Here is an 11,783-nt window from a genome sequence, read left to right as displayed (position 1 = left end):
CTCAACAGCCCTCGAATGATCTGGGCTGACACTAGCCCTCCGATCAAACTTCCGCCAGCGGCGAACTAAATCGTCCCGGCCGGGGTTATAAGGTGGTTTGTTTTATATACACGCCAAGGGAGAATTCCATGTACGGCAAAACCATTGGGGCTGCAGCCGTGATGCTCGCAGCACTTGCGATGGCCTCACCGGCCAGCGCCGAAAAGATCGCTATGAAGCTCAACCTCAACGGCGCCAGCGAAGTGCCCCCGAACGATAGCAAAGGCACAGGCACCGCCGACGTCGATTTCGATACTGCGTCGAAATTGCTGACGTGGAAGGTCACCTATTCCGGCCTCACCGGCCCCGCCACGATGGCTCACTTCCACGGGCCGGCCGAGCCGGGCAAAAACGCGGGCATTATGGTTCCGCTCAAGGACGTCGCCAGCGGCGCCCAAGGCAGCGCCACGTTGACTGATACGCAAGCCACCGACCTGATGGCAGGCAAGATGTATCTCAACGTCCATACCAAGGCTCATCCGGGTGGAGAAATTCGCGCGCAGGTGACGAAGTAACGACGATCGTGCGGCCGTGATGGACCTCACGGCCGCACCAGCGCCTTCAGCCAGCGCACACCAAACAGCGCAATAATGAGCGCAGCATAGACAACGGCCCCGACAACAACCAGCAGAAGCAGCGCAACTTCGTCGCGCGCCGTCGGCAGCGTGGCGATCCAGTGCGCCGAGGCGCGCGATGCACCCCATAGCACGGCGGCAAGGCCAAATCCGGCCGCGGCGAACTTCGCCAGCGATTGCGTGAAGACGCGGTCCATTTCCAGAAAACCTCGCCTGATCGCAAATCCCATCACCAGCAAGAGGTTGACCCACTGCCCGACGGCGGTCGCCAATGCGAGACCGATCTGCGCCAGCGACCCCACCAGCGCGAGTTTCAGCGCGAGATTGACGGCTATACCCGTCAGCGCAGATTTCACCGGCGTCGCGGTGTCCTTGCGCGCGTAGAAGGTCGCGACCGCGCTGCGGATCAGGACGAATGGAATGAGCCCGACCGCATAGGCCGCCAGCGTCGCGCCAGCCGCAGCAGCATCCGCCTTGGTAAAAGCACCGCGCGCGAACATCGCCCGCATGATGATATCCGGCACCGTCAGGAACGCCGCGACGAACGGCACCGAGAACAGCAGCGTGAAATCGAAGGCACGCCGTTGCGCCGCCATTGCACCCGCATGATCGTTCGAACTGATCCGCCGCGACATGTCCGGTAGCAGCACGGTGCCGATGGCAATGCCGATGACGCCGATCGGTAATTGATTGAGACGATCCGCATAATAGAGCGCCGACAGCGCGCCGGAGGCGAGGAAGGTCGCGATGATGGTATCGGCGAACAGCGCGATCTGCGTACCCATCGAGCCGAGCGTCGCAGGCCCGAGCGCGCGGAAGAAGCCGAGCACGTCCTCGTCGAATTTGATCCTGGCAAAGCGCGGCAGCACGCCGGTACGTGCGGCATCCCCTGCCAGCAGGAAATATTGCAGAAAACCGGAAATCAGCACGCCCCACGCCGCTGCGTGACCCGCTGTCGGGAAGAACGCGGCAAGCGCCAACGTCATCATCATCGCGAGGTTGAGGAAGATCGACGCTGCAGCCGCACTCGCGAAGCGGTGCATGACGTTAAGGATGCCGCCATAGAGCGTGACGAGCGTAATCAGCAACAGGTACGGGAATGTGATCCGGGTGAGTTCGATCGCCAATTCGCGCTGCGCAGGATCATCCGAGAAACCGGGCGCGAGAAGCGAGATCACCTGCGGCATGAACAACCATGCCAAGGCCAGCAGCACGAGCTGGCTCGCGAACAGCAGCGTAAAGATGCGATCGGCGAACAGCCGCGAAGCCTGAACGCCGCCCTTATCCTGCACATGGGTGTAGGCGGGAATGAAGGCCGCGTTGAACGCGCCCTCCGCGAAAATCGCCCGGAAGTGATTCGGAAGCCGCAGCGCCACGAAAAAAGCGTCCGCGAGCGGGCCAGCACCGAGAATAGCGGCCAGCATGATGTCGCGCGCAAAGCCCGTCAGGCGCGACAGCAGCGTATAACCGCCAACGGTGAAAATCCGGCCGAGCATCCGCCGCTTCTTAGCGCATTGGCCGCCGCCGCAAAATGGCTATGTCAGCCGCGAACCGCGTCGCGCACAGCCGAAATAACGCGGTCCTGCGACGCCGTGTCCAGATAGGGGTGCATCGGCAGGCTGATGCATTCCCGCGACAGCTTTTCGCAGACCGGCAGGCCGCCATCCGCGACCGGGAAATGCCGGTAGGCCGTCTGCTGGTGCATCGACTTCGGATAATAAATCGCAGTCGGAATACCCTTGGCCTTCAGCGATTCGGCGAAGGCCTCACGGGTGCCGTCCTTGACGCGGATGGTGTACTGTGCCCAGACCGAGAGATTGCCTTCCGGTACTTTCGGCACAGCGACCACGCCGTCGAGACTCTTGGCGTAGTAATTGGCGACACGGTTGCGCGCCTCGATCTCGTCGGGGAAGATTTTCAGCTTTTCGATCAGGATCGCCGCCTGCATGGTGTCGAGGCGACCGGTGAGGCCGAGGCGAACATTGTCGTATTTCTCACTGCCCTGCCCGTGCACGCGCACACTGCGCAGCGCCTCCGCAAGCGATGCGTCGTCGGTGAAGATCGCGCCGCCATCGCCGAAACAGCCGAGCGGCTTGGCCGGGAAGAAGCTCGTCGCGGTCGCAAGGCCGAAGGTGCCGAGCCGCTTGCCCTTGTAGGTCGCGCCGAAGCTCTGCGCGGCATCATCGAGCACAAACAGTCCCTCCGCCGCCGCAACCGCTGCCACAGCATCATGATCGGCGCTCTGTCCGAACAGATCGACCGGAATGACGGCTTTCGGCTTCAATCCTGCTTTCTTGGCGGTAGCAATGCCGCGCTTGAGCGAGGCGATATCGATATTGAAGGTCGTCTCATCGACATCGACAAACACCGGCGTCGCACCGGCCAGCGCCACGACTTCGCCGGTGGCGCAGAACGTGAACGACGGCACCAGCACCGCGTCGCCGGGACCGATCCCCTTCGCCATCAGCACCATCAGCAACGCATCTGTGCCGCTCGCGCAGGCAATGACATGCTTTGCACCACAAAACGCCGCGAGATCAGCTTCGAACTGCGCGACCTCGGGACCGCTCACGAACTGGCAATGCGTCAGCACGCGGCCGACGGCCTCGTCGATGGCCGGGCCAAGACGGCGGCGCTGCGCGCCAATATCGATAAAGGCGACAGGATCGGGACGTTGATTCATTGAATGCACCAATCAGGAAAAGAAAATGAAAAGCATGTCACTTCGAAGCCGCGCGCGGCTGCGGCGCGGCAACGGGCTTGGCTCGCGTCTCAAGGCACTTGATCGCGATCTCAAGGCTGGCAACGCCGTCCTCGCCGGTGATCGCGGGCTTGCCGCCGCTCCTGATCGCATTGACGAACGCCATCAATTCGGCGCGCAGCGGCTCGTCATGGCCTACCGGCAGATGCCGCATCGAATAACTGCCATCGCGCTGGAAGCCGAAGCATTCCGTCACCTGCCGGGTCAGCAGATCGCCCTGGATATACTTGTTGCGGGTCGCGATGGTCGCCGTACGCGCTTTGAACGGCGTCAGCCAGTTGGTGTTGATGTGCGCAAGCACGCCCGACTTGGTGCGGAACTGCAGCAGCGCGATGTCCTCACGCTCGGCCACCGCGCTCGCGAGCTGCGGCTGTACTTCGTCGATCTCGGATTCGGTGAACCAGCTGATGAGGTCGATGTCGTGCACGGCGAGGTCGATCACCACACCAACATTCGACATGCGCGGCGGGAACGGGCCGACGCGGGTGATGGCGACAGACAAAATCTCCTCGCCACGGATCGCTTCCTTGATCGCGGCAACGGCCGGATTGAAGCGCTCGACATGACCGACCATCAGCGTCACGCCCTTCTTGCGGGCGGCATCGATGATTTCGCGCCCCTCCTCTCCGGTAGTCGCGATCGGCTTTTCGACGAGCACGTGGGCACCGTTTGCGATGCAGGCGAGCGACACGTCGCGATGCAGATGGGTGGGGGCCGCGATAGTGACAGCATCAACGCCCGCCGCGAGCAGTTCATTCACCGTCTCGAAAGTCGGACAATCGACGAAACCGGTTACGCGCGAACGGCTTTCGGCCAAAGGATCGGCAACGCCCGCGAGCTTCACGCCGGGCAACTGCGCCAACACGCGCGCATGGTTGCTGCCCATCACACCCGCACCGATAACACCCACGCGCAGATCACTCTTGCCGCGCGTCAATCCTTTGGAAGTCATTGATCTTTCACCCCTGAATCGCGGGAACACCGCGCCGTTTTCCTAGCACGGCGAAATCGCCCCGCCGACCCTCTCCGGCAGGTGTCAGAACACGTTTTGATGCAAAAAATGTCAGAACCGGGACACGCCCGGCTTCTCCTGGAGGGCTTCAAAAACCGGTCCTAGCGGCGGTAGTCGTCCTCGATGCGGATGATGTCGTCCTCGCCGAGATAGCTTCCGGTCTGGACCTCGATCAGCTCCAGCGGGATTTTTCCCGGATTCTCAAGTCGATGGGTCGCGCCGATCGGGATGTAGACCGACTCATTCTCGTGGACGATCTTCTCGAGGTCGTCGACCGTCACTCTGGCTGCACCGCGCACCACGATCCAGTGCTCGGAGCGGTGGTGGTGCTTCTGCAGCGACAACCGCCCACCCGCCTTGACGATAATCCGCTTCACCTGATGCCGCTCACCGGTGTCGAGCGACTGGTACGATCCCCACGGACGATGCACCTTGAGGTGATCTTCCGTCACCTCCGGGCTCACCTTCTTCAGTTTTGCAACAAGGCGCTTCAGCGCACTCTGGTCCTTCTGCCGTGACACCAGCACCGCGTCCTGCGTCGCCACGACCACGACATCGTCGACACCCTCCAGCGCCACCAGCGTCTTGTCGGAGGAGACGTTACAATTCCGCGCGCCCTCGAACACAGCGGTGCCCTGCGCCGCGTTACCGTCCTCATCCTTCGGTGACAATTCCCACACCGCATGCCACGAGCCGACATCCGACCAACCGCATGACACGGGAATGACCGCCGCACGCGAGGTCTTTTCCATCACGGCATAGTCGATCGACATCGGCGTCGCGCGCGCGAAGGCATCTTCCTGCAGCGTAACGAAACCCAGATCGTTACCTGCTTTTTCCACCGCCTCGCGGGCCGCCGCGACACTGGCAACGTCGGTTTTCTCATATTCGTCGAGCAACGCCTGCGCGCCAAACATGAAGTTACCGCTGTTCCAGAGAAAGCCGTCGCGTACATAAGCCGCCGCTGTCACCTCGTCCGGCTTTTCGACGAACTTCGCAACCGACGACACCTCGCCGGCGATTTTGTCGCCAACCTGGATATAGCCATATTCGGTTGCGGCACGTTCCGGTTTGATGCCGAACGTCACGATCCGGCCCGATGCCGCAACCTCGACCGCCTGACGGCAAGCCTCGGCGAAAGCAACTTCGTCACCCACGACATGGTCTGCGGCAAGTGCCAGCACCACGGCCCGCGGATCGCGGCCTGAGGCAAAGGCAGCACCAGCCGCAATCGCGGGGCCGGAATCCCTGCGACAGGGTTCGAGCAAAATATCCGCATCGCGTTCGATCTCCGCGAGCTGCTCACGCACCATGAAACGATAGGCTGCATTGGTGATAACGACCGGCCGGTCGAACAGCGCATCATCGCTGATCCGCACGAGCGTATCCTGAAACGTCGAACGGTTGCCGAACAGCGACAGAAACTGCTTCGGCCTGTTCTCGCGCGACGCAGGCCAGAGCCGCGTTCCGGCACCGCCGCACATGATCAACGGAACGATACGTTTCGTCATCGAAAACCGCTTTCCTGAAATCTCGTGCGATCAAATTCGGTGATATTCGCGATACCATGCCACAAAGCGCGCGACACCGTCAGCCAGCGGCGTGGACGGATGGAAATCCACCTCCCGCTGCAGATCGTCTATATCGGCATAGGTGGCGTAGACGTCGCCCGCCTGCATCGGAAGCAATTCCTTGCGCGCGGTGCGGCCGAGCTCCTTCTCGAGAACCTGCACGAGATCCATCAGCTTCTCGGGCTGGTTGTTGCCGATATTGTAGATTCGCCATGGCGCTCGGCTCGTCGCAGGATCGGGCCGTTTCGCATCCCAGGATGCATTGGGCGTGGCCGGACGTTGCGCAAGACGCACCACCGCTTCCGTGACGTCGTCGATGTAGGTGAAGTCCCGCATCATGTCGCCGTGGTTGAACAGGCGGATCGGCTTGTTCTCCGTGATCGCCTTCGCGAACAGGAACATCGCCATGTCGGGACGGCCCCACGGGCCATAGACGGTGAAGAAGCGCAGGCCGGTCGTCGGCAATCCATAAAGATGGCTGTAGGAATGCGCCATCAACTCGTTGGCCTTCTTGCTCGCGGCATAGAGACTGATCGGGTGATCGACATTATCGTGCACGGAAAACGGCAGCTTGGTGTTCGCGCCATAGACCGAGGACGAAGACGCGAACAGGAGATGCTCGCAGCCATTGTGACGGCAGCCTTCCAGCACGTTGGCGAAGCCCTGCAGATTGGCGTCGATATAGGCCGTCGGGTGATCAATGGAGTAACGCACCCCCGCCTGCGCGGCGAGGTGGATCACGACCGGAAAACGGTGACGTTCGAATATGCCCCGGGTCGCGGGCCGGTCAGCCAGATCGATCTTTTCAAAGGAGAAGTTCGGATCATTGCGCAGGATCGCGAGCCGGGCCTCCTTGAGGCTCGGGTCGTAATAATCGTTCACACAGTCGAGCCCGACGACCTGATGGCCGCCCTGTAGCAGACGTTGCGAAACATGGAAGCCGATGAACCCGGCCGCACCGGTTACGAGGATCGTTTGCTTGGACATTGATCTCAAACGGTTGACGGAAAAGATGGCGTCTTCACGGCTTTCCTATTGCTAGTTGCGGTGTAAAACCATACCACGCAGCGAAAATATATCCGTACTGCGTGCTAATTCACGATACGCTTTCCTCCCACGGCATAGACCGGCCCGATGCGCCCAGCTCTTTTCCTCGTCATCCGTATCCTGATGTCGGTCGGGCTGCTGTACCTGTCGCTGCGCGGCATCCGTTTCGATGCCCTGCGGGCGCATCTGGACCATTTCAGCTTCGGCTGGTTCGCGCTCGCTGTTCTCGCCACCCTGGTGCAGGTCGTCATCAGCGCCTTCCGCTGGCGCGAGGTGACGGAGCATTGTGGCAAGCCGCTGGATAACGCCCGCGCGATCAAGTTCAACATGATCGGCACTTTCTTCAACCAGACGCTACCCTCCTCCATCGGCGGCGACGCCATGCGGCTCTGGCTGGTCGGCCGCATCTCGGGCTGGCGCGAGGCGACCTACTCGGTGCTGGTGGACCGTGCCATCGGCCTCGTCGCACTCGCGATCATTATCGTCGGCAGCCTGCCGTGGAGCTATCCGCTCATCACGCGACCTAAAGGACAGATCGCGCTCGTCGTCATCGGCGTGGCGGCACTCGCGGCCAGTCTAGGTTTTCTTCTGGTCGGAAGCCTTTCATGGGCCTGGTTGAAGCGCTGGTGGCCCCTGCGCCATGTCCATGCCTGCGGCGAGATCGCCAACAAGGTGCTGTTCAACCTGCGCTCCGGCCCGAGAGTGGCCGTGCTGTCGCTGGCGATTCACGTCCTTGCCGTGGTCACCGCCTGGTGCTGCGCGATGGCGATCCATGCATCGGTGTCGTTCTGGCAGGTCTTCCTGCTGATCCCGCCGATCATGCTCATCACCATGCTGCCGATCTCGATCGCGGGATGGGGCGTGCGTGAAGCTTCGATGACAATCGCGTTCGGTTATGCCGGATTGATGACGAGCGAAGGCACCGTGGTGTCGATCCTGTTCGGCGTCGTATCCTTCATCGTCGGCGCGATGGGCGGACTGATCTGGGTGTCGAGCCCGGAAAAGCGGGACAAGGCGGCGGCGATCGTACCACGGATCGATTAAGGTGATCGTCTCTCAGCCCTGATTGCTTCGCGCCCGGTTCACGAGCGACGTCGTACTGTGGCCGGGCAAAATGTCGATCAGCACGACCTCGCCCCCATGCGCGGTGACGAACTCGTGTCCGACTACCTGTTCGCGCGTGTAGTCGCCACCCTTCACCAGCACGCTCGGCTTGACCTGACGGATCAGATCGAGCGGCGTGTCTTCCTCGAAAATGGCGACAAGATCGACCGCCTCCAGCGCGGCCAGCACCTCGGCGCGCGCCAGTTCGGTCTGCACCGGGCGGGTTTCCCCCTTCAACCGCCGCACCGAGGCATCGCTGTTGAGGCCGACCACCAGCCTGTCGCAAGTGGCGCGGGCCTGAGTCAGCACCCTGACATGGCCTGGGTGCAGAATGTCGAAACAGCCATTGGTGAAGCCGATCCGCAGACCCTCGCGGCGCCAGTCATCCAGACGCTCATCGATCGTCTTCCAGTCGGACACGATCTTTTCTTCCATCGTCAGCGATGCATGCGGCAAAATCTTCTTGCGCAACTCGGCCTGCGTGACGCTCGCGGTGCCGCGCTTGCCGACGGCAACCGCCGCCGCTGCCGAAGCTGCCCGCACCGCATCTTCTTCCGCCGCATCGCTCGCCAGCGCGAGCGCGAGCGTCGCCGCCACGGTATCGCCCGCGCCGGAGACGTCGCGCACCTTAACCGGATAGGCCGGCACATGCAGCACGTCGCCGTTCTTCGCCACCAGCGTCATGCCGTTCTCGCTTTGCGTCACGAGCATAGCGTCGCACCCGGCGATCTCTATGGCGTCGCGCGCGGCAGTGCCGATCTCCTCCGGCGTGCGTGCACGGCTGCGGGTCGCCTCGGTGAACTCCTTGCGGTTCGGCGTCAGGATCGAAGCGCCGTGATAGACCGCGAAATTCAAATTCTTCGGATCGACGATGGTGCGCTTGCCCATCTGCCGCGCCGTATCGATCGTCTCGCGGATCACGCGATGGGTCAGCACGCCCTTGGCATAGTCGGACAGCAGCACGATGTCCGCGCGAGGCAGCGCATCCTTGATCGCCACGATCAGCTTCGCCTCGGTCTGGGGCGACGCGGCCTGCGCCACCTCCCAGTCCGCTCGCAGCATGTGCGTAGCGTAATGCTCTGAAACAAAACGGACCTTGCGCGTGGTCGGCCGCGATGGATCGACGACGAGATGCGTCTCGATCAATGTATCCTTCGCCAGTTCGGTTGTCAGCGTCGCACCGGCAGCATCCTCGCCGATCAGACCAATGAAGATGCAGCGTCCGCCAAGAGCGGCGATGTTGCGCGCGACATTGCCCGCGCCCCCGACATTGAGTTCGCTGCGCTGTGCCGCGATCACCGGTGCCGGCGCTTCGGGCGAGACACGCGAGACCTCGCCATAGACGAACTCGTCCAGCATCAGATCGCCGATGCACAGCACGGTCTGGCGCGACATCCGCTCCGACAGGGTATCGAAATCAATCATGCGTCACTCAACGATAGCGATCCGGACGATCGAGAAAATTCTTCACATAAGAGGCAACCGAATCCTCAAGCGGCGTGAAGCCGCCGTTGTATCCGGCGCGGCACAGATGCTCGCCGTCGGCCTCGGTAAAATACTGGTAGCTGTTACGGATCTGTTCGGGCATGTCGACATATTCGATATTCTCTTTCGCGCCGAGCGCTGCATAGGCCGACACGATCAAATCACGGAAGCTGCGCGCATGGCTGGTGCCGACATTGAAGATGCCATTCACATTCGGGCTTTGCACCAGCCACATGATGACCCGCAGCACGTCATCGACGTAGATGAAATCACGCCGCTGGTCGCCGTCGGCAATGCCGTCCCGATGCGACTTGAACAGCCGGATGGTCTTGCCCGCCTTGATGTCGTCGAAGGTCTTCGTCAGGACGCTCATCATCGCGCCCTTGTGGTATTCGTTCGGGCCGAACACGTTGAAAAACTTCAAGCCCGCCCATTGCGGTGGCAGTTTCTCGCCTTTCGCCACCCGCGTCGCCACCGCAACGTCGAACAGGTACTTGCTCCAGCCGTAGAGATTCATCGGCCGTAGCGCCTTCAGCGCCTCAAGGCTGTTGTCGTCGCGGAAACCCTGCTCGCCGTCGCCATAGGTTGCAGCCGACGAAGCATAGATGAAAGGCGTCGGGTTGGCCGTGCACCAGTCGAGCAGCCGCATCGAAAGGCGATAATTGGTCTCGAACACATGATCGCCATCGGTCGCGGTGGTCGCGGAAATCGCGCCCATGTGGATGACTCCGGCGAGCCTGCGCCCGCGCAGCCACGCCATCAACTCCTCGGGCGGCACGATGTCGGCCAGCTGCCGCTTGGCGAGGTTCCGCCATTTGCCTTCGCTGCCGAGATGGTCAGACACCACGACGTCCGCATGACCGGCATCGTTCAAGGCCGCGACAATGTTGGAGCCGATAAACCCTGCGCCCCCGGTCACCAGAAACATCGAGATACCCTATTCCCGGCCGCGACCTTTCGGCCTCGCCATTCCATCCAATCGGCCGGTCTTCCCCGAACCGGCCCAAAACGCTTCTAGACGGCCTTTCGGGAAAGCGATACCCCGATTGCCCTATCTTTGGCAGGCTTCTCATCCGAAGAATGAATCAAAATTCAACCATAGGCAACAACCGCCCGGACCCGACCCGGACCGACCCCGTTCTGATCGTCCCCTATATGTGGATCGGCGATTTCGTCCGCGGGCATTCGGCCGTCCGTCTTCTGAAGGAACGCTGGCCCAACCGGCCGGTCGATCTCCTCAGCACGACCCTGTGTGCGCCGTTGGCGGACTACATGCCGGGCGTCCGGCAGGCCATCGTCTACGACCTGCCGCGCGGCCGCATTGCGTTGGACAAGCAGAAGGAGTTGGCCGCGGTCCTCCGTCAGCAGGATTACAAGACCGCGCTGATGATGCCGCGGACTTGGAAATCGGCGCTGGCCCCGACGCTGGCCGGCATCCCGGAGCGCATCGGCTTCATCGGCGAAGCGCGGTTCGGCGTCGTCACCGACCTGCGCTGGGGTGAACGCGCCCTGCCGCGCATGGTGGACAAGATGGCGGCGCTTGTTCTTCCCGCCGGGGCCGTGCACGAGGCACGCGATTGGCCTATGCCGCAGCTCGAAGTGCCGAAAGCCGAGATTGCCGCATGGCGCGCGAAGAACGGCCTCGGCGAAGGCCCTGCCATTGCGCTCGCGCCGGGCGCGGTCGGCCCCTCCAAGCGCTGGACTTATTACGAGGAAGCCGCACAGCAGCTTGCGGATCGTGGCTTTGACATCTGGGTCGTCGGTGGCCCCGGCGAGAAGCAGCAAGCCACCGAGATCGCCGCCGCGGGAGGACCCCGCGTGCGCGACCTCACCGGCACCGATTTGCGCAACGGCATCCTCGCGCTGGCGGCGGCGACGGAGGTGATCTCCAACGATTCCGGCCTGCTGCATGTCGCGGGCGCGATCGGCACGCCTTCGATTGGCATTTTCGGGCCGACCAGTCCCTACCACTGGGCGCCCCTGAACGGGCTCGCTGCTACCATGAAGCGTGCGACCAATCTGCCCTGCCAGCCCTGCCACAAGCCGATCTGCACAGCCTACGATCATCACTGCATGCGCGACATCACCACAAACGAGGTGGTGGACACGGCGCTCGAGGTGATCGCCGAGAAAACACAGAACCGGCCCGTGCCGGTATCAACTTAAGCGCCCTTTCGTCCCGCCATTAC

The 11,783-nt window shown here is 62.3% G+C and carries 10 protein-coding genes; 3 read left to right on the top strand and 7 right to left on the bottom strand.

Annotated features, from left to right (window positions below; translation table 11 throughout):
• Positions 1–128 precede the first annotated feature (128 nt).
• Complete coding sequence (locus tag HMPREF9697_RS00210) at positions 129–554, top strand: CHRD domain-containing protein (RefSeq protein ID WP_002715119.1); 426 nt, start codon at positions 129–131, stop codon at positions 552–554.
• Positions 555–580: 26 nt separating this feature from the next.
• Here HMPREF9697_RS00210 and murJ read toward each other — a convergent pair whose 3' ends face one another.
• The 5 genes from murJ to HMPREF9697_RS00185 all read right to left on the bottom strand — a co-directional run bounded on the left by murJ (position 581) and on the right by HMPREF9697_RS00185 (position 6,945).
• On the bottom strand, positions 581–2,110 hold the full coding sequence (murJ, locus tag HMPREF9697_RS00205) for a murein biosynthesis integral membrane protein MurJ (RefSeq protein ID WP_002715118.1): 1,530 nt from the start codon (positions 2,108–2,110) through the stop codon (positions 581–583).
• A gap of 44 nt (positions 2,111–2,154) precedes the next feature.
• Complete coding sequence (locus HMPREF9697_RS00200) at positions 2,155–3,297, bottom strand: DegT/DnrJ/EryC1/StrS family aminotransferase (protein ID WP_002715117.1); 1,143 nt, start codon at positions 3,295–3,297, stop codon at positions 2,155–2,157.
• A 37-nt stretch (positions 3,298–3,334) separates the two neighbouring features.
• Positions 3,335–4,327, bottom strand: a complete 993-nt coding sequence (locus HMPREF9697_RS00195; protein ID WP_002715116.1) for a Gfo/Idh/MocA family protein — start codon at positions 4,325–4,327, stop codon at positions 3,335–3,337.
• Between the two features lie 161 nt (positions 4,328–4,488).
• Complete coding sequence (locus HMPREF9697_RS00190) at positions 4,489–5,898, bottom strand: mannose-1-phosphate guanylyltransferase/mannose-6-phosphate isomerase (protein WP_002715115.1); 1,410 nt, start codon at positions 5,896–5,898, stop codon at positions 4,489–4,491.
• Positions 5,899–5,928: 30 nt separating this feature from the next.
• Entirely contained in the window at positions 5,929–6,945 is a 1,017-nt protein-coding gene (locus HMPREF9697_RS00185) for an NAD-dependent epimerase (protein ID WP_002715114.1), read from the bottom strand.
• Positions 6,946–7,092: 147 nt separating this feature from the next.
• On the opposite strand from HMPREF9697_RS00185, the gene HMPREF9697_RS00180 reads away from it, so the two are divergent.
• On the top strand, positions 7,093–8,049 hold the full coding sequence (locus HMPREF9697_RS00180) for a lysylphosphatidylglycerol synthase transmembrane domain-containing protein (RefSeq protein WP_002715113.1): 957 nt from the start codon (positions 7,093–7,095) through the stop codon (positions 8,047–8,049).
• A 12-nt stretch (positions 8,050–8,061) separates the two neighbouring features.
• Here HMPREF9697_RS00180 and rfaE1 read toward each other — a convergent pair whose 3' ends face one another.
• Together rfaE1 and rfaD are read right to left on the bottom strand one after the other, a co-directional pair.
• Positions 8,062–9,534 carry a D-glycero-beta-D-manno-heptose-7-phosphate kinase gene (gene rfaE1 / locus HMPREF9697_RS00175; protein WP_002715112.1) on the bottom strand — a complete coding sequence of 491 codons (1,473 nt, stop codon included), beginning with the start codon at positions 9,532–9,534 and terminating at the stop codon, positions 8,062–8,064.
• 7 nt (positions 9,535–9,541) lie between these two features.
• Positions 9,542–10,522, bottom strand: coding sequence for an ADP-glyceromanno-heptose 6-epimerase (gene rfaD, locus HMPREF9697_RS00170; RefSeq protein WP_002715111.1), 981 nt, complete (start codon positions 10,520–10,522; stop codon positions 9,542–9,544).
• 152 nt (positions 10,523–10,674) lie between these two features.
• Between rfaD and waaF the strand changes: the two genes are divergently transcribed.
• A complete protein-coding gene (waaF, locus tag HMPREF9697_RS00165; RefSeq protein ID WP_002715110.1) occupies positions 10,675–11,760 on the top strand; it encodes a lipopolysaccharide heptosyltransferase II in 1,086 nt (361 codons plus the stop codon).
• Positions 11,761–11,783 lie beyond the last annotated feature (23 nt).

This window comes from Afipia felis ATCC 53690, from assembly GCF_000314735.2.
In the GTDB taxonomy this organism is placed as follows: domain Bacteria; phylum Pseudomonadota; class Alphaproteobacteria; order Rhizobiales; family Xanthobacteraceae; genus Afipia; species Afipia felis.
This window is presented reverse-complemented; position numbering and strand designations above follow the sequence as displayed.

Coding starts and splice junctions, on each gene's coding strand:
- HMPREF9697_RS00210 (WP_002715119.1), top strand. CDS start 129: ATGTACGGCAAAACCATTGGGGCTGCAGCCGTGATGCTCGCAGCACTT.
- murJ (WP_002715118.1), bottom strand. CDS start 2,110: ATGCTCGGCCGGATTTTCACCGTTGGCGGTTATACGCTGCTGTCGCGC.
- HMPREF9697_RS00200 (WP_002715117.1), bottom strand. CDS start 3,297: ATGAATCAACGTCCCGATCCTGTCGCCTTTATCGATATTGGCGCGCAG.
- HMPREF9697_RS00195 (WP_002715116.1), bottom strand. CDS start 4,327: ATGACTTCCAAAGGATTGACGCGCGGCAAGAGTGATCTGCGCGTGGGT.
- HMPREF9697_RS00190 (WP_002715115.1), bottom strand. CDS start 5,898: ATGACGAAACGTATCGTTCCGTTGATCATGTGCGGCGGTGCCGGAACG.
- HMPREF9697_RS00185 (WP_002715114.1), bottom strand. CDS start 6,945: ATGTCCAAGCAAACGATCCTCGTAACCGGTGCGGCCGGGTTCATCGGC.
- HMPREF9697_RS00180 (WP_002715113.1), top strand. CDS start 7,093: ATGCGCCCAGCTCTTTTCCTCGTCATCCGTATCCTGATGTCGGTCGGG.
- rfaE1 (WP_002715112.1), bottom strand. CDS start 9,534: ATGATTGATTTCGATACCCTGTCGGAGCGGATGTCGCGCCAGACCGTG.
- rfaD (WP_002715111.1), bottom strand. CDS start 10,522: ATGTTTCTGGTGACCGGGGGCGCAGGGTTTATCGGCTCCAACATTGTC.
- waaF (WP_002715110.1), top strand. CDS start 10,675: ATGAATCAAAATTCAACCATAGGCAACAACCGCCCGGACCCGACCCGG.